Source organism: Staphylococcus sp. MI 10-1553, assembly GCF_010365305.1.
GTDB lineage: Bacteria > Bacillota > Bacilli > Staphylococcales > Staphylococcaceae > Staphylococcus.
In genome coordinates, this window is the sequence record NZ_CP048279.1 from 300965 (window position 1) to 320799 (window position 19835).

The 19835-nt window shown below is 37.5% G+C and carries 22 protein-coding genes and 1 pseudogene; 12 read left to right on the forward strand and 11 right to left on the reverse strand.

Annotation, left to right across the window (positions count from 1 at the left end; all coding sequences use genetic code 11):
* Positions 1 to 47 precede the first annotated feature (47 nt).
* Entirely contained in the window at positions 48 to 1205 is a 1158-nt protein-coding gene (locus tag GZH82_RS01280) for an aminotransferase class I/II-fold pyridoxal phosphate-dependent enzyme (protein ID WP_162680963.1), read from the forward strand.
* A gap of 164 nt (positions 1206 to 1369) precedes the next feature.
* Here the strand turns inward: GZH82_RS01280 and tnpB (GZH82_RS01285) are convergent, their stop codons facing one another.
* Both tnpB (GZH82_RS01285) and tnpA (GZH82_RS01290) read right to left on the reverse strand, forming a co-directional pair.
* Entirely contained in the window at positions 1370 to 2512 is a 1143-nt protein-coding gene (gene tnpB / locus GZH82_RS01285; RefSeq protein WP_162680964.1) for an IS200/IS605 family element RNA-guided endonuclease TnpB, read from the reverse strand.
* Positions 2513 to 2527: 15 nt separating this feature from the next.
* Positions 2528 to 2932: an IS200/IS605 family transposase gene (gene tnpA / locus GZH82_RS01290; RefSeq protein WP_162680965.1), complete on the reverse strand. Its 405-nt coding sequence runs from the start codon at positions 2930 to 2932 to the stop codon at positions 2528 to 2530.
* 293 nt (positions 2933 to 3225) lie between these two features.
* Here tnpA (GZH82_RS01290) and GZH82_RS14115 point away from each other — a divergent pair.
* Positions 3226 to 3459 (forward strand): annotated as a pseudogene (locus GZH82_RS14115) (ATPase); the annotation flags it as partial.
* A 207-nt stretch (positions 3460 to 3666) separates the two neighbouring features.
* On the opposite strand, the gene GZH82_RS01300 reads toward GZH82_RS14115, so the two are convergent.
* Complete coding sequence (locus GZH82_RS01300) at positions 3667 to 3930, reverse strand: type II toxin-antitoxin system RelE family toxin (protein ID WP_162682971.1); 264 nt, start codon at positions 3928 to 3930, stop codon at positions 3667 to 3669.
* Positions 3927 to 4148 carry a type II toxin-antitoxin system RelB family antitoxin gene (gene relB, locus GZH82_RS01305; RefSeq protein ID WP_162680966.1) on the reverse strand — a complete coding sequence of 74 codons (222 nt, stop codon included), beginning with the start codon at positions 4146 to 4148 and terminating at the stop codon, positions 3927 to 3929. Before relB ends, GZH82_RS01300 begins: the two co-directional genes overlap by 4 nt.
* 205 nt (positions 4149 to 4353) lie before the next feature.
* Between relB and GZH82_RS01310 the strand changes: the two genes are divergently transcribed.
* From GZH82_RS01310 to merA, 8 genes are all read left to right on the forward strand, one after another.
* Positions 4354 to 4743, forward strand: a complete 390-nt coding sequence (locus GZH82_RS01310) for a hypothetical protein (protein WP_203232828.1) — start codon at positions 4354 to 4356, stop codon at positions 4741 to 4743.
* Positions 4744 to 4995: 252 nt separating this feature from the next.
* Positions 4996 to 5307: a P-loop NTPase family protein gene (locus GZH82_RS01315; RefSeq protein ID WP_238989613.1), complete on the forward strand. Its 312-nt coding sequence runs from the start codon at positions 4996 to 4998 to the stop codon at positions 5305 to 5307.
* 157 nt (positions 5308 to 5464) lie between these two features.
* Positions 5465 to 6574, forward strand: coding sequence for an NAD(P)/FAD-dependent oxidoreductase (locus GZH82_RS01320; RefSeq protein ID WP_162680967.1), 1110 nt, complete (start codon positions 5465 to 5467; stop codon positions 6572 to 6574).
* Positions 6568 to 7902: a ferrous iron transporter B gene (locus tag GZH82_RS01325; protein ID WP_162680968.1), complete on the forward strand. Its 1335-nt coding sequence runs from the start codon at positions 6568 to 6570 to the stop codon at positions 7900 to 7902. Before GZH82_RS01320 ends, GZH82_RS01325 begins: the two co-directional genes overlap by 7 nt.
* A 155-nt stretch (positions 7903 to 8057) precedes the next feature.
* A complete protein-coding gene (locus GZH82_RS01330; RefSeq protein ID WP_162680969.1) occupies positions 8058 to 9107 on the forward strand; it encodes an ABC transporter permease in 1050 nt (349 codons plus the stop codon).
* Between the two features lie 12 nt (positions 9108 to 9119).
* A complete protein-coding gene (locus GZH82_RS01335) occupies positions 9120 to 9788 on the forward strand; it encodes an ABC transporter ATP-binding protein (protein ID WP_162680970.1) in 669 nt (222 codons plus the stop codon).
* 80 nt (positions 9789 to 9868) lie between these two features.
* Positions 9869 to 10294 carry a redox-sensitive transcriptional regulator HypR gene (gene hypR / locus GZH82_RS01340; protein ID WP_238989614.1) on the forward strand — a complete coding sequence of 142 codons (426 nt, stop codon included), beginning with the start codon at positions 9869 to 9871 and terminating at the stop codon, positions 10292 to 10294.
* Entirely contained in the window at positions 10295 to 11620 is a 1326-nt protein-coding gene (gene merA / locus GZH82_RS01345; RefSeq protein WP_162680971.1) for a hypothiocyanous acid reductase MerA, read from the forward strand.
* A 388-nt stretch (positions 11621 to 12008) separates the two neighbouring features.
* Here merA and GZH82_RS01350 read toward each other — a convergent pair whose 3' ends face one another.
* From GZH82_RS01350 to GZH82_RS01360, 3 genes are all read right to left on the reverse strand, one after another.
* A complete protein-coding gene (locus GZH82_RS01350) occupies positions 12009 to 12113 on the reverse strand; it encodes a type I toxin-antitoxin system Fst family toxin (protein ID WP_162680972.1) in 105 nt (34 codons plus the stop codon).
* Between the two features lie 368 nt (positions 12114 to 12481).
* Positions 12482 to 13441, reverse strand: coding sequence for an amidohydrolase family protein (locus GZH82_RS01355; RefSeq protein ID WP_162682973.1), 960 nt, complete (start codon positions 13439 to 13441; stop codon positions 12482 to 12484).
* 285 nt (positions 13442 to 13726) lie between these two features.
* The gene (locus GZH82_RS01360; RefSeq protein WP_162680973.1) at positions 13727 to 15124 is read right to left on the reverse strand and encodes an MDR family MFS transporter; all 1398 of its coding nucleotides are present in this window, start codon (positions 15122 to 15124) and stop codon (positions 13727 to 13729) included.
* 125 nt (positions 15125 to 15249) lie between these two features.
* On the opposite strand from GZH82_RS01360, the gene GZH82_RS01365 reads away from it, so the two are divergent.
* Together GZH82_RS01365 and GZH82_RS01370 are read left to right on the forward strand one after the other, a co-directional pair.
* Complete coding sequence (locus tag GZH82_RS01365) at positions 15250 to 16041, forward strand: arylamine N-acetyltransferase (RefSeq protein ID WP_162680974.1); 792 nt, start codon at positions 15250 to 15252, stop codon at positions 16039 to 16041.
* Positions 16042 to 16056: 15 nt separating this feature from the next.
* Positions 16057 to 16632: a TetR/AcrR family transcriptional regulator gene (locus tag GZH82_RS01370; RefSeq protein ID WP_162680975.1), complete on the forward strand. Its 576-nt coding sequence runs from the start codon at positions 16057 to 16059 to the stop codon at positions 16630 to 16632.
* Positions 16633 to 16758: 126 nt separating this feature from the next.
* Here GZH82_RS01370 and GZH82_RS01375 read toward each other — a convergent pair whose 3' ends face one another.
* The 4 genes from GZH82_RS01375 to GZH82_RS01390 all read right to left on the reverse strand — a co-directional run bounded on the left by GZH82_RS01375 (position 16759) and on the right by GZH82_RS01390 (position 19826).
* Complete coding sequence (locus GZH82_RS01375) at positions 16759 to 17154, reverse strand: AAA family ATPase (protein ID WP_162680976.1); 396 nt, start codon at positions 17152 to 17154, stop codon at positions 16759 to 16761.
* A 208-nt stretch (positions 17155 to 17362) separates the two neighbouring features.
* The gene (gene tnpB / locus GZH82_RS01380; protein ID WP_162680811.1) at positions 17363 to 18505 is read right to left on the reverse strand and encodes an IS200/IS605 family element RNA-guided endonuclease TnpB; all 1143 of its coding nucleotides are present in this window, start codon (positions 18503 to 18505) and stop codon (positions 17363 to 17365) included.
* 15 nt (positions 18506 to 18520) lie between these two features.
* Positions 18521 to 18925 (reverse strand): IS200/IS605 family transposase, encoded by a 405-nt coding sequence (tnpA, locus tag GZH82_RS01385; RefSeq protein WP_162680977.1) that lies wholly within the window; start codon positions 18923 to 18925, stop codon positions 18521 to 18523.
* A gap of 157 nt (positions 18926 to 19082) precedes the next feature.
* Positions 19083 to 19826, reverse strand: a complete 744-nt coding sequence (locus tag GZH82_RS01390; protein WP_162680978.1) for a P-loop NTPase family protein — start codon at positions 19824 to 19826, stop codon at positions 19083 to 19085.
* Positions 19827 to 19835 lie beyond the last annotated feature (9 nt).

Below are 19835 nucleotides of genomic sequence, written 5' to 3' on the forward strand. Positions count from 1 at the left end.
ACCATACAGCATCCAAGATTGATGATGACAAAGGGGGTATCTATGAAATGGAATTATTAAACAAATATATTAAAGACATTGAAGTACCTGGAACACGTCAGTTTGCGAATAAAGTTGATCAATACCCGAACTGTTTAGATTTAACGCTCGGGCAGTCTGACTTCCCAGTTGCTTCATATGTGCAAGACGCAATGATTCAGGCGATTCAAGAGGGACGATTGAAATATACACACAATAAAGGATTATTGGAGTTACGTACAGCGATTTCAGAATATACAGCCGAACGATTCGGCGTGACATATGATCCTGAAACAGAAATTGTCGTGACTAATGGGGCTTCAGAAGGGATCGATGACATTTTAAGAACGATTTTAAATCCAGGAGAAGAAGTCATCTTGCCGGGACCAACATATTTAGGATATGAGCCGATTGTAAAACTCCAAGGTGCAGAAGTGAAATGGATAGATACATCACATACAGGTTTTGTACCGACTGCTGATGCGATTAAGGGGGCCATCACACCTCAAACGAAAGCGATTATGTTCAATTATCCGACCAATCCAACCGGTACGACATTGTCATATGAAAATATTGCGGAAATTGTAGCAGTATTGAAAGAGACGGATATTTTCATTATTACGGATGAAATTTATAGTGAAAATGTGTTTGAAGGACGTCATCGTTCTTTTATGGAGTTTCCTGAGATTCGCAAGCAACTGTTTGTCGTGAATGGTTTATCGAAATCACATGCGATGACAGGTGCACGTGTCGGTTATGTGCTCTCGACACCTGAATGGATTGAAGAAGTGACGACCGTACATTTATATAATTCAATTTGTGTGGCGACACCAAGTCAATACGGTGCGATTCGTGCATTAAAAGAAGGGGCTGCAGATATTGAAAAGATGAATGCCGCTTATCGTGAACGTCGTGATTATATATATCAACGTTTAACAGCTATGGGATTACCGGTCATGTTGCCACAAGGGACATTTTACATTTTTCCTGATGTGTCGGCGTACGATCAAGATTCGTTTCGTTTTTGCAATCAATTGTTAGAACGTGAACAGTTGGCCATCGTACCAGGCAAGTCATTTTCTGATTTTGCGGAAGGATACGTGCGTTTATCCTTTGCATGTGACATGCCAACAATAGAAGAAGCGTGTAACCGATTGGAACGTTTCTTATCCTATTATCAAGCATAATAATCAGTGAACTACTCACCACTTAGCTAAAACATAAAGGTTCTTAACGCTTGAAGTGGGAGCTTCTTGGGAATAGAGCGTACTTGTAAGTGTATTTCTTTACTAACAGAGGTTTCTCTTATTGACCAAGCTATCCCCGTAGACCCTACGGTTATCGGTCTTTTCTAAGCTAATGTTTGCATTCGTAGCCCTTCGGTCAAAATATTGATGCTCGCGTTTATATCTCGGTCATGGTGAGCATGGCAAATAGGACAAGACCATTCTCGAATTTTGAGATTTTTCTTGCCATCATTATGTCCGCAGTCTGAACAGACTTGACTTGATGGAAACCATTTATCAATCTTGACTATTTCATGTCCATACCAGTCAGCTTTGTATTGTAGCTTAATCACAAAGCTAGACCATGACACATCAGAAATGCTTTTAGCCAGTTTATGATTTCGCAACATACCTTTTGTGTTTAAGTCTTCAATACAGATAATATCGTGATTTTTGATAATCTCTGTACTCAACTTGTTTAGAAAGTCAGTGCGTTGATTCATTACCTTTTCATGTAGTCGTGCAACTTTCTGTTTTTGTTTCTGGTAGTTTTTGGCTTCAAAGAGATTGATACCCTTCTTTTTGGCTAACAGGGCACGTCTCGACAACTTACGTTGTTCACGTTTTAGTTTCTGTGCCATTTTCGAAGTGAACTTATTATTATCAATCTTTTGACCGTCAGAAAAAATGGCAAAATGAGTGATTCCAAGGTCAATTCCAATTGCAGAATTAGTTTTAGGAAACTCGACAACTTCTTCTTTGCACAATAAAGAAACATAGTATTTACCGCTTGAACGGCGTGATATTGTAGCTGATTTGATAATACCTTTAGGTTGTCTATGAAGCTTTATTTTAACTGATGACTTCAACTTAGGAACTTTGATGAATTTATTATCAATCAAGGATATTGTGCCATTTTGATTATTAGTGGTATAGCTTTGAACGGGATTCTTCTTACTTTTGAACCGAGGAAATCCAACAGATTTATCTCTAAAGAAATTCTTATATGCCTTGTCTAAATTGAGTTGTGCATTAGCCAAGGCAAGGCTATCTACTTCCTTCAAAAATGGAAATTCATTCTTATATTTAGCTGGTGTCGGGAACTTCATTTTTTTAGAAGAAACATTCTTAGTTTCTTCATAAGCTTTCATTCGATCATCAAGCATTAGATTGTAGACCTTACGGACACAACCGAAAGACTTAGCGAAGAAAATTTTTTGTTCTTCAGTTGGATAGATTCTAAATTTATATGCTTTGAGTCGTTCCATAAGCTACGCACCTCTCTATTTATGATTATAACCTTGATTCTGAATATATTTTTTTATAACGTCAATTGGTGCGCCACCAGTTGTCAAAAGGCAAAAACTTCTAGACCAAAACATTTCTTTCCAAAGAAACTGTCTTACTTTTGGAAAGTCGCGTTTTATCAAACGCGAACTGGCACTTTTATAGGCATTGATAAATTTTGTCAATTCTGTTTTTGGTTGTGCTTTGAACATAATATGAACATGGTCTTTATCCTGATTCCACTCAACTAGAGTAATATGATAAGACGCTGCAATTCGTACAAAAGTTGTTTTAGCAAATTCAGAAATTTTATCATCAATCACATGTCTACGGTATTTAGTAACCAACACAAGATGATAATAGAGAAGAAACACCGAATGATTATTAGTATCTAATTTCATGTTATATCAACTCACTTCTTATATAGACTGATTATAACATAGAACAAAATAAAAAGGCGATGAGCCTTGCGTGTCGGTTTTCGAGTTACCAACGGTAACCCTCATACCGAACGGCATTCATCACCCACCTATAGAGGATGGGAGACTTCTGCCTGAATTAAGTTAAAAGGCAAGAAGACGAACGAAGTGATAGGATGAATAAGCGAACGACACGTCAATAAATCGAAGCGGGAGACATTTCAGTAGGTATCGAATTAGGTTCGACGCGCATTAAAACAGTCGCCATTGATTCGATGACACGCACGATTGCAACTGGGCATTATGAATGGGAACAACAACTGACTGACGGATATTGGTCCTATGATTTAGATGAAGTTTGGCAAGGGATTCGAGAGAGTTTTCGTTTGATGAACCGGGAAATAAAAGTGACGTATGGGGTGGAATTCACGCACATTGCAAGTTTAGGGATTAGTGGGATGATGCACGGTTATTTAGCATTTGATGCACAAGAAAGACTGCTTGTCCCTTTTCGGACGTGGCGTAATAATACAGCACGTGAAGCCGGAGAACAGTTACGAGAAGCATTTCAGTTAAATATTCCTGAGCGTTGGAGTATTGTGCATTATTATGAAAGTGTATCAAGACAAGAAGAAACTCGTTTCAAAAACCCCCTCAAAAAAGATGCTCTTTTCTCTTTTCAATATATATATTATTATGGCTGGACTGCGCCTTGCCTAATAAATACTTTTTCTGTGTCCAATAGACAAAGCAAGTATTATCAGTTCACTATCTTGTATATCACAGATAATTCGATAATCACCCACTCTATACCGCCATTCTCTGCTTCGGTTTGCCGTAAGTCCTTTGCCCTTTATTCTTGGGTTTTCACAGTTTTCCAAATTGTTCGCTATCCAAGTCAAAATCAGCTTTTGTCTGCCTTTGTCAAGCTTGCTTAATTGTTTTAATACCTTATCACTATACTGTAACGTGTACATCATTCAATACCTAACAGTCTACATACCTCTGCGTGAGAATAGATGACTGGGTTCTTGTTGTATTCTTCTAAAGACTCACGATATACGGCAAGGTCATATTCACCTTCGATTTTTTCAAAAACAGCATTTCTAAACAGTTCGGACAGCGTCATATTGTTTGTTTTTGCATAAGACTTAAATAATTGCTCATCTTGAGTGTTTAATCTTACTGAAATAGCCATAGTAATCGCTCCTTTCTTTGTGTAATACATTGTAATACATTTTTATAAAAACTTCAATCCTTCTTTTCAATGCCCTTATTTGACGTTTCAATGCGTTTTAAGCGCTTATAAGCCTTTTTTATTTGAACACTCTTATACTTTAACGGTAAGTATCATTTTCAATGCGATTTTTACTTTTTTAATCACTGTGATAATGGGCTTATATATGATTCGAAAGTTGATATTGACATTTGGTGACAGTAAAAAAACATACATTTTTGGAGCGATGGGAGGCATTCTGATATTTGGTTTAATCGTATTGAGCACATTTTTAGCACATCATTTTCCATTGTATAAGATTGTTACTTTGAATCAACAGGAAAGTAATATTGTAGGCATTGTCTTGCTCATGCTGGTTACGATGATTTGTTATATATTAAAACAAAAAATCTATGCACTCATTTTATTTTTAGTATGTCTACCTAATATGATTGCTCTAGTCATGACACAAAATGGATCACGAACGGATTATCTCATTATTTCGTTATCGTTATTTATCGTCCTCAATATTGCTTTTATCGTCTATGCCTTCCAAACGTCCGTTTTTTTCCTCTAAAACGTGTTATACGGCTTCTATGACGTTTCTACGACGTTCTAGCACGTAATATCTTAACTCATCTTTCTACTAGCTCAGTTTTCATAGTTTGAAGTTCTACTTCCTGCAGCTCATTTCCCTTTTGCAACTTTTTTATTAACGCTTCATTTGAGATTACAATGTTTTTGTATCGTTTTAAAGAACGCTTTCGTATATATTGCGTAACTGTTAAATTTTCTTTATCAAAAGCCGAAAATACTCGCGACTTTATGTATGAATATTGGTACAGCACTTCAAATTCCAACGTATCATTTAGATCGCTATGCATGGGAAGATGGAGAACTTGTACCGGCAGAAGTGTTGCAACGTCATGTCACTGAAATTGTGAAGACTGAGACATGGTTAATGGATGGCACGTATAAAGAGGCGTTAGACGAAGGGTTAGCACGCGTAGACTTATTGATTTGGCTTAGCGACTCACGTTGGCGATGTATATTATGGGTGATACGCCGCTATGTGATGGGCAAAGTTCGCTCTCAAGCTGGAGACAATCCAGACATCATCAGTCATGAGAGGTTGAAATGATGACGTCAATACTTAATTTCAAGTGTTGGCGTTTTTCTTTTGTGCTTTTTTGATAATGATGACAAGCGCATCGTCAAGTTGTTCATATTGCAATTGCGATTAAGATGTTCTACAATTAATAAATCGTAATTATTTCGATTTAGAAAGAGGGATTGTAATGAAACAACATCACCGAGTCATTATTATTGGTGCAGGCGCTGCAGGTATTGGTATGGCTGTAACGATGAAGACGCTCCGTTTTGAAGATGTTTGCGTGATAGAGGGTGGTTCAATTGGACAATCCTTTAAAAATTGGCCGAAATCGACACGCACGATTACGCCGTCCTTTACTTCAAACGGTTTTGGTATGCCTGACATGAATGCGATTGCCAAAGATACATCACCTGCTTTTACATTTAATGAAGAACATTTATCGGGTGATACATATGCAGAATATTTAACAGTTGTTGCTGAACATTACGACATCGATGTGCGAACAGAAACAAAAGTGGAAGATGTTCAATTTGTCGATAGCGTTTATGAATTAAATACATCTCAAGGTACATTGACAGCAGATTATATTTACGTTGCGACAGGTGACTTTGCCTTTCCAAATCAACCATTTGATCACGGTATTCATTATAGTGAAGTGGATGATTTTAAGGGGTTACCTGGCCATACGTTTACGATTATTGGTGGGAACGAAAGTGCGTTTGATGCGGCGATTCATCTCGCTAAACAAGGTGCACAAGTGTCACTTTATACAAGTTCAACAGGTTTTGACGCAGATGAAGCTGATCCAAGTATTCGTTTGTCACCATATACGCATCAACGTTTAAGAGAAGTGGTACAACAAGGTGCAGAAATTGAAATGAATGTGCATTATCGCGCGGAGTCTATCGTGTTTCGTCACGGCCAATATGAAATCCATTTTGATAATGGTGCCATCGTATACAGTCCGACAGAACCGATTATCGCGACAGGGTTTGATGTGACGAAAAATCCACTCATTCAACAACTTTTTACAGTGAGAGAAGGAGAAGTGCGATTAACGGATTTAGATGAGTCGACACGTTACCCGAATGTCTTTTTAATAGGTGCGAGAGTACGCCATGATGAAGCGATACTTTGCTATATTTATAAATTTAGAGCACGCTTTGCAGTATTAGCACGTACGATGATGCAACGTGAAGGCTTGGCTGTGGACCAAAAAGTGATTGATAGTTATCGCGACAATCAAATGTATTTAGATGATTATAGTTGTTGTGAAGTGGCCTGCTCATGCTAACGGTGACGTATGACTTAGTAACTGCGCAGGTATCCAACATTCCAAATGAGCCGCATCAATTTCGACTACGCGGATTGAAACAACTGACACCACATGAACAGCAAGCATTAAAGCGTTTCGTGATTCAACAACGATTAGCAGTATCACTTAACCGAGCTGTCCATTGTACGAAGGAAGAGACATGTCATCATGTTGCACAGTTACAATCATTTTGGCGCGCACATCAGCATCAGCGCCCGCGCCCTTTACATACGTTATTAGGCTGGTTATGCGTCATTTTAATGTTCGCTGCACCGGTCTATGTCGCGTATCATTTGTCAGATTGGCTACAAAATCAATATGTTGCGCCTTGGATTGATACACTTGCCGAACATGCGCTTTTTCGTCCATCACTGATTCAAGCATTTCTATTTGGCGATTATGGCGTTTTATCACTCGGGACATACTCACTCGTATGGGCATTACCTGTCGTTGTGATGCTCAGTTTGTCGAGTGCAGTCATTGAGCAATCACATCTGAAGCAATATATCATTTGGTCGATTGCGCCGACTATGGGAAAAGTGGGGCTCGAGGGCACAGATATTATTCCATTATTAGAAGGCTTTGGTTGTAACGCTGCCGCTATCGTACAAGCAGGGCATCAATGTCAATTATGCACACGTACACGTTGTATGAGTCTCATCAGTTTTGGGACATCGTGTAGTTATCAAATTGGTGCGACACTTTCGATATTTAACGTCGCACATCAAACGTGGCTCTTTATCCCGTATTTACTACTCGTTTTAATAGGCGGATTACTGCATAACCGATTATGGTACCCGTCAGAGCAACGATTCATAGCAGCGCAAGTCTTGTCACATGAACCTGTCGTATGGCCGTCAATGAAACGTGTGTTGGCGCAAATGTGGGACAGTGTAAAAATGTTTTTATTTCAAGCATTGCCGATATTTATGGCGATTTGCCTCATTGCGAGTGCATTAGCGTTAACCCCGGTACTTGAGATGATTTCAAAACTGTTTATTCCACTCCTCAGTTTGTTACATATTCCACATGAATTATCTCCAGGTCTGTTATTTTCGATGATTCGTAAAGATGGGATGTTGTTATTTAACATGGGAGGCGGACAGTTCATTCAAAGTTTATCAGCATGGCAAGTGTTACTCCTCGTCTTTTTCAGTTCAACATTTACCGCTTGTTCGGTCACGATGACGATGGTGATACGACAATTAGGATTAAAAGAAGGCAGCAAAATGGTCGGACGTCAAATGGTGACCTCACTGGCATGCGTAGCTATTTTAGGCAGCATCACATGGTTGATATTACTTTAGACATATATTTGATTAACGACATATTATAGGGGCTAGGAGACCATGGAGTTTTCCTAGCCCCTATTCCTACGATTTGTCATTTTTCAATATTGAAATCAGGCTTAAACAGTAAAAATTTAGGGAAGATATAACCAACACACCCCCTGGAGGTGCCTATGTTTTTAGCATGGAATGAAATCAAACGTAATCAACTCAAATTCAGTCTCATCATCGGGGTACTCCTCCTCATCAGCTACCTATTATTTTTACTATCTGGACTGGCGAGAGGGCTCATCAATATGAACACGGAAGGCATCAATCGTTGGGATGTAGATGCGATTGTGTTAAACAAAGATGCCAATCAAACGGTTCAACAATCAAGCTTTGACACAGTGCTTGTAAAGGATAATTTTGATAAACAAGCCACATTGAAACAGACAGCGGTCATTGTCTCCAACGGCAAAATTGAAGAAAACGCATTGCTGTATGGTACGCAAAAGGATGCATTTATTGTCCCTAAATTGACAGATGGACGGGCGTTTACTGCAGGTAATGAAGTCATCGCGGATGGCACATTGAAAGAAAAAGGGTTCAAGCTTGGGGATACGTTATCACTCTCTCAATCAGATGAATCACTCAAAATAGTAGGGTTTACTGAATCGGCGAAATACAATGCTTCTCCTGTACTCTTTGGTAATAATCAAACGATTGAAAAGGTGAATCCGCTGTTAACTCAGGACAAAACCAACGCCGTCGTTGTGAAAGATAGTGATTGGCAAAATCAAAAACTAGACAAGTCACTTGAAGCGATTGATATTGATACGTTCATTGAAAATCTGCCAGGCTATCAAGCGCAAAACTTAACGTTAAACTTTATGATTGGCTTTTTATTTATCATTTCGGCTACGGTCATCGGTGTATTTTTATATGTCATCACATTACAAAAGACGCATCTGTTTGGTGTATTGAAAGCACAAGGATTTACAAATGGAGATTTAGTGAAAATCGTATTATCTCAAACGTTTGTATTAGCGCTCATTGGTACAGTCAGTGGCTTAATTTTAACACTCATGACAGGCGCATTTTTACCTTCTGCTGTACCGATTAAGTTTGATATATTGACACTTATCATTTTTGGCATTGTCCTCATTTTAGTGTCATTATTGGGCAGTCTATTTTCAATTGTCACAATACGTAAAATTGATCCACTTAAGGCAATCGGTTAGGAGGTATGAAGCATGTTGAAATTTCAAAATGTCACGAAATCATTTCAAGATGGTCAGCAAGTCATTGAAGCGGTAAAGCCAACAACATTACAGTTTGAACAAGGGGAACTCATCGCAATTGTAGGGCCATCTGGTTCAGGGAAAAGTACATTTTTAACGATGGCAGGTGCACTCCAAACACCGACATCAGGCGACATTACGATTGGTGCACAACAAATCACAAATCTAAGTCAAAAAGCATTGGCACGTGTCCGTATGCAACAAATTGGCTTTATATTACAAACGTCAAATTTAGTGCCATTTTTAACAGTTAAACAACAATTTCAGCTCTTAAAAAAGCGAAAAAGGGATGTTTTGGCACAACAAGACTTTGATGCATTAATCCAACAATTAGGGTTAGACAGTATCATGAATCAATTACCAAGTGAAATATCAGGCGGGCAAAAGCAACGTGTCGCGATAGCCAAAGCGATTTACACGAAGCCGGACATCATTTTAGCAGATGAACCGACCGCTGCATTAGATACGGAAAACGCGATGGCCGTGATGGAAATTTTGAAAAACCAATCTAAACGTCGCAACAAAATGTGTATGATTGTGACACATGATGAACGACTCACTGCATATTGTGACAAAGTATTCGAAATGAAAGATGGCGTGCTTACTGAAAAAGCAAAATAAAATTTTTGAAGCATTAGATTTCCTATTTTGAGACAGTTGCGATTTAATGCAACTATAATCATTACAATTATAGAGGTGCAATGATGAACCTTGAATTTAATATTGCCGTGCACGTACTCGCATTTTTAAATCAACATCACGGAGAAGTATTTAATAGCCAAGCACTTGCAGGAAATGTCTGTGTCAATCCTGTGCAATTAAGACGTGTGATGTCAAAGTTGCAACAAGAAGTTTATGTTAAAGTGGTGCGTGGTCAAAAAGGGGGCTATCTCACTACGGAAGATGGACCAGCGATTAAGTTAGAAGCACTTTTTCGTTTGTTCAATCGCCCTGAGAACTATGGTTGCTTATTTACAGGACATCCTTCAATTCACTGTGAAATCTCACAAAAAATCGAACAAGTTATGTATGGCCACTATTTAACTGAACAAGAAATCATTGCAAACTATTACCAACATCAAACGATAGGTGATATTTTGAACCAAATTAGAGAGGTGAAAGCATAAATGGAAAAATACGATTTAATTGTTGTCGGATTTGGTAAAGCAGGGAAAACGTTGGCGAAATTTGCAGCCCAACAAGGTAAGAAAGTAGCAGTGATTGAAAAATCTGCTGAAATGTATGGGGGCACATGTATCAACATCGGTTGTATTCCATCAAAAGTATTAGTTCACGATGGGATTGAAGCGGCATCATTTAACGACGCAATGCAACGTAAACGCGATGTGGTCAGTGCATTAAACCACAAAAACTATCACAATCTTGCGGATGAAGACACAGTAGACGTCATTAATATGACAGCATCATTCAAATCTGCATATGAAATCGTCTTATTGAATGCACAAGGTGAAACAGTCAAAACGATTGAAGGTACAAATATTGTCATTAATACAGGTGCGAAGTCGGTCATTCCAAACATTAAAGGTGTCGATACATCGCAACGTGTCTATGATTCAAAAGCGATTATGGATTTAACGCAACAACCGAAACGTTTAGTGATTGTCGGTGGCGGCTATATCGCGCTTGAATTTGCATCAATTTTTGCGAATTTCGGTACAGAAGTCACTGTATTAGAACGCGCGGATCAAATCTTAAAAAAAGAAGATGAAGCGATTGCGAAACAAGTGACAGAAGATCTAACACAAAAAGGCATTCAATTCGTTTATCATGCTGAAACTGAAGCGATTCAAGATGAAGCAGATGTGACAAAAGTGGTGACAAGTCAAGGGACATTTGAAGCGGATGCTGTACTTGTGGCAACAGGGCGCAAACCGAATACAGAAGGCTTAAACTTAGAAGGAGCAGGTGTTCAATTAGGAAAACGTGGAGAAGTCGTTGTGAATGACAAACTGCAAACGTCTGTGGATCACATTTATGCAGTCGGTGATGTCAATGGTGGCTTGCAATTTACGTATATTTCATTGGATGACTTTAGAATTGTGAAATCTCAATTGTTCGGCAATGGTCAACGCACACTTGAACAACGTGGTGCCGTTCCTTATACAATGTTTATCGATCCACCGATGTCACGTGTCGGTATGACTGCCGCAGAAGCACGTGAAAAAGGTTATGATGTCCTTGAAAATCAAGTGCCAGTGAACACTATGCCACGTCATAAAATCAATAATGATACGAGAGGCTTGTTCAAAGCGGTGGTAGATGCGAAGTCAGGCCAAGTGTTAGGGGCTACATTGTATGGTCAGCAGTCTGAGGAACTTATCAATATTGTGAAATTAGCGATTGATCAACAGTTGTCGTATGCAGTGTTGAGAGATAATATTTATACACATCCAACAATGGCGGAGTCGTTTAACGATTTGTTTAATGTCTAGTGATGTGTTGAGACACGTGTCTTTTTTTGTTTCGTTATTTAGCATTTTTGAACATGTTTCAGCATTATTGATACATGGGAATGGGTTTTGGCAATCAATGTAAAGTGCCTCCCAGTATTGATAAGTAAATGAATGGGAAAAGTCAGTTACTTCATACACAGAGACGGTCGCAATTCGCTATGGGGGATGAGCAGATAGACGGTTTTTGGGAATGTGAATACCAAATTAAACTTAAATTGGCAATGCAGTATTGATTTTATATATAATAATTTTACCATTGCATTTTGTAGATATGGATGCTATAATGATGACATAAAGTCTAGCATATAAACACCAATCCCCTCACTATTGCGAGTAGTGAGGGGATTTCTAATGGTGTGGTTATTTGTCACTTTTTCTTTTTATCGTTGCGTTTACTTAACCAATATGTAAAATACACAACGATGCAGCCGCTAATGCTAGGGGCCACTATACTTACTAGAAAGTCTAGCATATGAAACACCTCCTCTCTACGTCAAGTTTAGACGGCTGAGGGATAAGTGACAGAAATATTATACCATGCACGGTGAAATGTTTTTCTATTATTAATGGTATATGAATACAAATGTGGAAAATATATATATTTATGGAATAATATGTTAATAGTTGCGAGTTATTAAAATAAGTGTCATTTATTTAATATATAATGGAGTGCTAGAGTTAAAAATAGAGTGTTTAGAGAAGTGTAAAAAAGAAATGATCGAAATGTATAAATTTATAGGCTCAAAACAGTTTATTAAACGTATTTAAATAAAAATCACCCCACTGTGTGTAGTAGGGGTGATTTTTTAACATCTAACTAACCCGAAATGATTGTTGGGATTAATGGTCGTGTTCAATCTCAAAGAATTCGACTGCATTGCCATACAAAATGCCGTCAATTTTCTCAGGGTCAATGCCTGAATCTTTAATGTAAGTAACTGCGCGTGTGTATTTCTCGTCTTGGAAATAAGGGAAGTCACTCCCCATCATAACGTGATCAATGCCAAATGAATCAATCGTATTTTTAAGAGATGGGCCGTGGAAGTTCGCTGTGTCGTAATAGAATTGACGGTTTAAAATATCCCAAGGGCTGTCATCAAATGCGTTCCAATCTTCATAGTTGTCTTCAATACGTTGGATGAAGAATGGTAAAGCGCCACCTAAGTGTGAGATGTGGAATTTAATGTTTGGATATTTTTGTGGAATTCTATTTTTCATTAAATGTAAGGCGACGAATGTTGATTCTAATGGCGCCCCGATAACCCAGTGTAATTGATAGTCATTGATCATGGGGGATTGTGCGCCACAACCTGTTGGATGAATGTAAAGTGTTGCGTTCAGTTCATTCATCGCTTCGAAAAATTCTTCAAATTGTAAATCTGCAATAGAAACTTTATCTTTAACGAGTGTTGGAATGGCAATGCCGATAAATTCATCTTTAGCTAAAAGTTCGCGTGCTTCTTCAATCGCTTGGTCAAGATACGGTAAAGATACAGCACCGTATGCTAAAAAGCGATCGGGATAATTTTTTACGAGAGATTCATATAAATCGTTAATTATACGTGCAGACTCTTTTGCTTCTTTTTTTGTACCCCATTGCGGTGATTGTGGTGTCGCGGAGATAATTTGTTTGCCAACCCCTGCATCGTCCATCATTTTAAAGCGTTTTTTTAAATCTTCTTCTGAGTCAGACTGGTTGATACCTTTTGCGACCTCTGTTCCTTGACTACCTAATTTACCTAGTCTTTCAAGATATGCTTCACTCCATAAATGTGCGTGTGTATCAATTGCTTTTGCCATCATATGTCTCAACTCCAATCAGAATTTTAATTAGTGTATTAAAGGTGATGTAGCAAGTATGCAGTGTTATCCAATTTTAAGCGCTTTCAATAAGAATTCAATTGATACGTTTTGATACATGGGATGTCACGTCAACTGGCATCATTGCGATACCACCCTATAAGATGTTATTGCCCAATTTTAATTTTTGAAACGCGCAATTCCCTTATCACTATTTTTAAGATAAGTAATGATGAAAATAGCTACTCTAGACTTTATTGAAGAGTAGCTATTTATTTATAGCGTTTAAGCTTGTTTTTTAGAAATACGTGTAGCAATGATAATACCAAAGATGACAATCACTGCGACGATACGGTAAGTCCATTGTAAACCGAAAATGTTACGCATCACTGGGTCGCCACCGTGTGCCATAGCCAATTGAGACATCACTGTAACGAGTAAACCTGTACCGATAGCAGCTGAAATTTGACGTAACGTATTATTCATAGCTGTCCCGTGTGGAATGAGTGATTTTGGTAAGGCGTTCATTGCTTCAGTTGTCATCGGTACCATGATGCCAGAGTTACCAAATGTGAGGATGACAAAGGATAAGATGATATACCATAGTGGCGATGTTTCATTTAAGAACGAAATCATGACTGCCCCAATAAAAATAAATGTCATCCCTGCGACCGCTAAAATACGACCGCCCATTTTATCGTAAAGTCTGCCGTTAATCGGTGCGAGTAAGCCCATCACAAGACCACCCGGTAATAATGTCAGACCTGATTGTAATGGTGACATGCCTCTCATAGATTGCATATAAATCGGTAACATCGTCATTGTCCCAATAAAAATCAAGAACATGAGTACGACTAAAGCAATCGGTACTGTAAATGAACGATGTTGAAATACGCGCATTTCGAGCATAGGTGTTTCGAGTTTGAGTTGACGTAAGACGAATGCGATTAAAATGATGACAGCGACGATGATCGTAACGTAGCTGAGTGGATTGCGCCAACCATATTGTCCTGCTGAACTAAAGCCGAAGAGTAAACCCCCAAAACCTAAAGTAGATAAAATGACAGATAAAACGTCGAGTGAGGGTTTGCTCAATTCAGTTGCGTTTGTCATTTTAAATAAACCTAAGACGAGCACGACAATCGAAATGATTAAAATGATTAAGAACAGGTAACGCCAATTGAACATGTTGACGAACCAACCGGATGCAGTCGGTCCAATCGCTGGCGCAAATCCGATAACTAAACCAAATAAGCCCATTGCCATACCGCGTTTTTCAAGTGGGAAGACAAGGAATAAAAATGTTTGCGTTAAAGGCATTAAAATCCCTGCCCCCATCGCTTGTATCGCGCGTCCAACAAGAATGAAAATATATTGTGGCGCGAGCATTCCTAATAATGAACCAAAAAGAAATAGCGTTAATGCTGTGAAAAATAAATGTCTTAAACTAAAACGTTGCGATAAATAAGCTGTCACTGGAATCATAATCCCATTAACCAGCATAAAAATCGTTGTGACCCATTGAGCGACTGAACTTGTTAAATGGAAGTCCGCCATAAATTCGGGTAAAACGGTTGTAAATAAAGTTTGATTAAGAACGGCTATAAAAGCACCAGAAATCATGATGATAATAGCCGGTAAATGTTGTTTAATTGAATGATTATCACCTACACTACTAGACATTTCCGTGTTTCTCCTTTCTAAACAGAAGTGACTATCATTTATTCTAAGCGGAATGCATTCCATTTGTCAAATGGATGAATTCTCGATATGATAGGACCATGAAAAGCAATTTAAGGAGGGCCATAATGGATACACAAAAAGTAGACAGAAAATTAGAGGTAGATGAACAAAAACAATTTCATCATCGTGTAGAGGCACTCGATTATTATACGCAGCAATTTATGCAACATGTCCCATTTGAAAATTTGGATGTCCAAAATGGCGTGCCAATTTCTACAGATTTAGATGATTTATATCACAAAATTATTGAACAAGGCCGTGGAGGATATTGCTATGAAGTGAACACGTTTTATGCCGCATATTTAGAGTCAAAAGGATATGAAACACATTTTCTTCCTGCAACGATTCACACTCCCAATGGCGGTCGTAGTTTAGAAGACTCACATGTGACACTCGCTGTCGTTATTGATGGAGAAACATATATTGCGGATGTCGGATTTGGCGGCTTACCTGTGAAATCGATTCATGTCACTGATGATGGGCATGATACAGTACAAGACATTAGCGGGGAATATCGTGCTGTGAGAGAAAATGATATGATTGCGATTCAAAAATGGGTGGATGATGCATGGCAAACAAAATTTGTAGCCAAAGCACAGCCACAAGAGATAAACTATTTCGATGATGTACTCGAACATAACCAACACGACCCTAAGTCACCATTTGTACACAGTGTCATCGTGACAATGCCAACTGCAACAGGGCGCGTAACAATGACACAAAATCATTTAACAGTGACAGATGAAGACGGTAAGCATAAAACGCTCGTGACGCCAGACAACTATCAACAATTATTACAACAGCACTTTGGAATCGACTTGACAGTACCTCGTTTAGAGAAAACTGAAAAAGAATAAAAAAGGATGTAATCTATGGCAAATCAAGACAAGACAAAGCGATTAGATGCACGACGCAATCAAGATAAGATTTTAACGACGGTAGCTCAAATGATTCGTGAAAATGATGACGTAGAAGCCATGAAGATGACAACAATCGCCAAACGTGCAGAAGTCGGCGTCGGCACACTGTATCGTCATTTCGCAAACAAATCGATACTTTGCCAAGCTGTCATTGATAATCAAATTGATGAAATGTTAGAAGATATCAGTACATTTTTGTCAGAACATGCGGACGCGTCGTTATATGACAGAATTCATGGGATACTCGAAATTTTTCTCACATTAAAAGAAAATAACTTAAACTTATTGAATTTTATTGAAAAGAATGGCTTAAAAATAAATGCTATTAGCGGTGCACCTTTTTATAATGATTTGTATCAGCATATTCAGCACGAGATGGAGAAAGAATCAGCAATTGTAGATATTGAGTTGAAAATAGACATGCTATTAAATGCATTTTCTTCAGATATGTATATGTTTGAACGTTTTACTCGTGGTTATTCCAAAGAAGCATATTTAAAAAAGTTACTCAATATCTACTTAAAATAGCATAATAGGTTGCTCTAAGATGTAAGCATAGGACTTAAGAGACTTTGAGGTGTCTGGGTTCTATGCTTTTATATGGGGATTTTTTCAGTTTTTCCTTCAACGATACATGCAACCAAATCATTGTTGTTAATTCTTTTCATGCGTGTCACCTTTTTGTAGCAAGGCAGCAATAATATTTTTTGTGCCTCTATAACTTTGGTATGTTGGCATAGTGTCGATAATACCACTTAAAAATAAATCACTTTTCTTTTTATCGTTTCGGTCTTTATCACCTAATAAATCAGAAAATCTGTTTATTTCTGACTTAGGTTTTTTCTGAGTTACATATATAGCGTCACTGCGGTCTATCGTATCAAGTACTTCAACGTAATGTGTACTAAATATCAGAGTGGCGCCATTAACATTTAATTCTCCAGTGAAAAATTCGATAATGAGTTGAATGATTCTTTTATTTAAATGGTTTTCTATTTCATCAATAATAAGGTAACCTCCTGTATAAAGGTCGTGTATAATATTGCTCAATATGTTTAAGGTTCTGATTGTTCCGGAAGATAAATCATTTTCTAATTCCAGTGAACTACTCACCACTTAGCTAAAACATAAAGGTTCTTAACGCTTGAAGTGGGAGCTTCTTGGGAATAGAGCGTACTTGTAAGTGTATTTCTTTACTAACAGAGGTTTCTCTTATTGACCAAGCTATCCCCGTAGACCCTACGGTTATCGGTCTTTTCTAAGCTAATGTTTGCATTCGTAGCCCTTCGGTCAAAATATTGATGCTCGCGTTTATATCTCGGTCATGGTGAGCATGGCAAATAGGACAAGACCATTCTCGAATTTTGAGATTTTTCTTGCCATCATTATGTCCGCAGTCTGAACAGACTTGACTTGATGGAAACCATTTATCAATCTTGACTATTTCACGTCCATACCAGTCAGCTTTGTATTGTAGCTTAATCACAAAGCTAGACCATGACACATCAGAAATGCTTTTAGCCAGTTTATGATTTCGCAACATACCTTTTGTGTTTAAGTCTTCAATACAGATAATATCGTGATTTTTGATAATCTCTGTACTCAACTTGTTTAGAAAGTCAGTGCGTTGATTCATTACCTTTTCATGTAGTCGTGCAACTTTCTGTTTTTGTTTCTGGTAGTTTTTGGCTTCAAAGAGATTGATACCCTTCTTTTTGGCTAACAGGGCACGTCTCGACAACTTACGTTGTTCACGTTTTAGTTTCTGTGCCATTTTCGAAGTGAACTTATTATTATCAATCTTTTGACCGTCAGAAAAAATGGCAAAATGAGTGATTCCAAGGTCAATTCCAATTGCAGAATTAGTTTTAGGAAACTCGACAACTTCTTCTTTGCACAATAAAGAAACATAGTATTTACCGCTTGAACGGCGTGATATTGTAGCTGATTTGATAATACCTTTAGGTTGTCTATGAAGCTTTATTTTAACTGATGACTTCAACTTAGGAACTTTGATGAATTTATTATCAATCAAGGATATTGTGCCATTTTGATTATTAGTGGTATAGCTTTGAACGGGATTCTTCTTACTTTTGAACCGAGGAAATCCAACAGATTTATCTCTAAAGAAATTCTTATATGCCTTGTCTAAATTGAGTTGTGCATTAGCCAAGGCAAGGCTATCTACTTCCTTCAAAAATGGAAATTCATTCTTATATTTAGCTGGTGTCGGGAACTTCATTTTTTTAGAAGAAACATTCTTAGTTTCTTCATAAGCTTTCATTCGATCATCAAGCATTAGATTGTAGACCTTACGGACACAACCGAAAGACTTAGCGAAGAAAATTTTTTGTTCTTCAGTTGGATAGATTCTAAATTTATATGCTTTGAGTCGTTCCATAAGCTACGCACCTCTCTATTTATGATTATAACCTTGATTCTGAATATATTTTTTTATAACGTCAATTGGTGCGCCACCAGTTGTCAAAAGGCAAAAACTTCTAGACCAAAACATTTCTTTCCAAAGAAACTGTCTTACTTTTGGAAAGTCGCGTTTTATCAAACGCGAACTGGCACTTTTATAGGCATTGATGAATTTTGTCAATTCTGTTTTTGGTTGTGCTTTGAACATAATATGAACATGGTCTTTATCATGATTCCACTCAACTAGAGTAATATGATAAGACGCTGCAATTCGTACAAAAGTTGTTTTAGCAAATTCAGAAATTTTATCATCAATCACATGTCTACGGTATTTAGTAACCAACACAAGATGATAATAGAGAAGAAACACCGAATGATTATTAGTATCTAATTTCATGTTATATCAACTCACTTCTTATATAGACTGATTATAACATAGAACAAAATAAAAAGGCGATGAGCCTTGCGTGTCGGTTTTCGAGTTACCAACGGTAATCCTCATACCGAACGGCATTCATCACCCACCTATAGAGGATGGGAGACTTCTGCCTGAATTAAGTTAAATCGCAATGAATGGTTTCTTGATTACCTTTAAATTTAATTTTAAACTTAGGCATTTTATCATTTTCACTCATATCTGATTGTCTTGTAAATTCCTCAATACCTGAATCCAATAATTTCACCATATCCTCTGACATACTTTCGCTATAATATGATAGGAAATTGAAGTTAGTATGCATGATTAAGTCATACGATTTATTTAACGCTTCTTTTTGATTTAATATCCCTGAAAAGATGGAATCTTCCTTTTTTAGATAATCAGTATCCAGTTTTTTTCTAGATAAGAAACTTTCATAGTTACGTTCATCATCATATAATTTCTTATTAAACTTACTTGTTACTTTTAATCGGTTAATGATTTCATTTTCAAAATATACGTCATCTTTACTGTTAATCACATGAGATTGAATTGAATAAATATAAGCTTCATCAAAAATTTTGACGTGAATGGTTGCAGTTGGTTTGAGATATCTCACTAAACTATTGTCAGTCGTTAAACTTTCGTTATTTAAATAAATGTCTTGTATTCCCTTAATAATATTTAATACGGTTGTTTTTCCAGAAGCATTTTTACCCGTTATGGCAATCGTATTTAATTTATACAAAGAATTTTTAATCCTTGTGACATTTTCACCGACTTCTTCTGCACTCACTCTTTTATTGGTTGTATAGTTTATTTCAAACGTATCATTTTCAAAATTCTTAATCCCTTCTACTTTGGCGTACAGTATATACATCCCTACCAC

What these genes read in the sequence shown, in the direction of transcription:
- GZH82_RS01315 (WP_238989613.1), top strand. Translation starts at nt 4,996, where the DNA reads ATGAATATTGGTACAGCACTTCAAATTCCAACGTATCATTTAGATCGC.
- GZH82_RS01330 (WP_162680969.1), top strand. Translation starts at nt 8,058, where the DNA reads ATGTTTTTAGCATGGAATGAAATCAAACGTAATCAACTCAAATTCAGT.
- tnpB (WP_162680964.1), bottom strand. Translation starts at nt 2,512, where the DNA reads ATGGAACGACTCAAAGCATATAAATTTAGAATCTATCCAACTGAAGAA.
- GZH82_RS01310 (WP_203232828.1), top strand. Translation starts at nt 4,354, where the DNA reads ATGATTCGAAAGTTGATATTGACATTTGGTGACAGTAAAAAAACATAC.
- GZH82_RS01325 (WP_162680968.1), top strand. Translation starts at nt 6,568, where the DNA reads ATGCTAACGGTGACGTATGACTTAGTAACTGCGCAGGTATCCAACATT.
- GZH82_RS01350 (WP_162680972.1), bottom strand. Translation starts at nt 12,113, where the DNA reads ATGCTAGACTTTCTAGTAAGTATAGTGGCCCCTAGCATTAGCGGCTGC.
- merA (WP_162680971.1), top strand. Translation starts at nt 10,295, where the DNA reads ATGGAAAAATACGATTTAATTGTTGTCGGATTTGGTAAAGCAGGGAAA.
- GZH82_RS01355 (WP_162682973.1), bottom strand. Translation starts at nt 13,441, where the DNA reads ATGGCAAAAGCAATTGATACACACGCACATTTATGGAGTGAAGCATAT.
- GZH82_RS01280 (WP_162680963.1), top strand. Translation starts at nt 48, where the DNA reads ATGGAATTATTAAACAAATATATTAAAGACATTGAAGTACCTGGAACA.
- tnpA (WP_162680977.1), bottom strand. Translation starts at nt 18,925, where the DNA reads ATGAAATTAGATACTAATAATCATTCGGTGTTTCTTCTCTATTATCAT.
- GZH82_RS01320 (WP_162680967.1), top strand. Translation starts at nt 5,465, where the DNA reads ATGAAACAACATCACCGAGTCATTATTATTGGTGCAGGCGCTGCAGGT.
- GZH82_RS01390 (WP_162680978.1), bottom strand. Translation starts at nt 19,826, where the DNA reads ATGTATATACTGTACGCCAAAGTAGAAGGGATTAAGAATTTTGAAAAT.
- GZH82_RS01365 (WP_162680974.1), top strand. Translation starts at nt 15,250, where the DNA reads ATGGATACACAAAAAGTAGACAGAAAATTAGAGGTAGATGAACAAAAA.
- GZH82_RS01335 (WP_162680970.1), top strand. Translation starts at nt 9,120, where the DNA reads ATGTTGAAATTTCAAAATGTCACGAAATCATTTCAAGATGGTCAGCAA.
- GZH82_RS01360 (WP_162680973.1), bottom strand. Translation starts at nt 15,124, where the DNA reads ATGTCTAGTAGTGTAGGTGATAATCATTCAATTAAACAACATTTACCG.
- relB (WP_162680966.1), bottom strand. Translation starts at nt 4,148, where the DNA reads ATGGCTATTTCAGTAAGATTAAACACTCAAGATGAGCAATTATTTAAG.
- hypR (WP_238989614.1), top strand. Translation starts at nt 9,869, where the DNA reads ATGATGAACCTTGAATTTAATATTGCCGTGCACGTACTCGCATTTTTA.
- GZH82_RS01370 (WP_162680975.1), top strand. Translation starts at nt 16,057, where the DNA reads ATGGCAAATCAAGACAAGACAAAGCGATTAGATGCACGACGCAATCAA.
- GZH82_RS01300 (WP_162682971.1), bottom strand. Translation starts at nt 3,930, where the DNA reads ATGATGTACACGTTACAGTATAGTGATAAGGTATTAAAACAATTAAGC.
- tnpB (WP_162680811.1), bottom strand. Translation starts at nt 18,505, where the DNA reads ATGGAACGACTCAAAGCATATAAATTTAGAATCTATCCAACTGAAGAA.
- tnpA (WP_162680965.1), bottom strand. Translation starts at nt 2,932, where the DNA reads ATGAAATTAGATACTAATAATCATTCGGTGTTTCTTCTCTATTATCAT.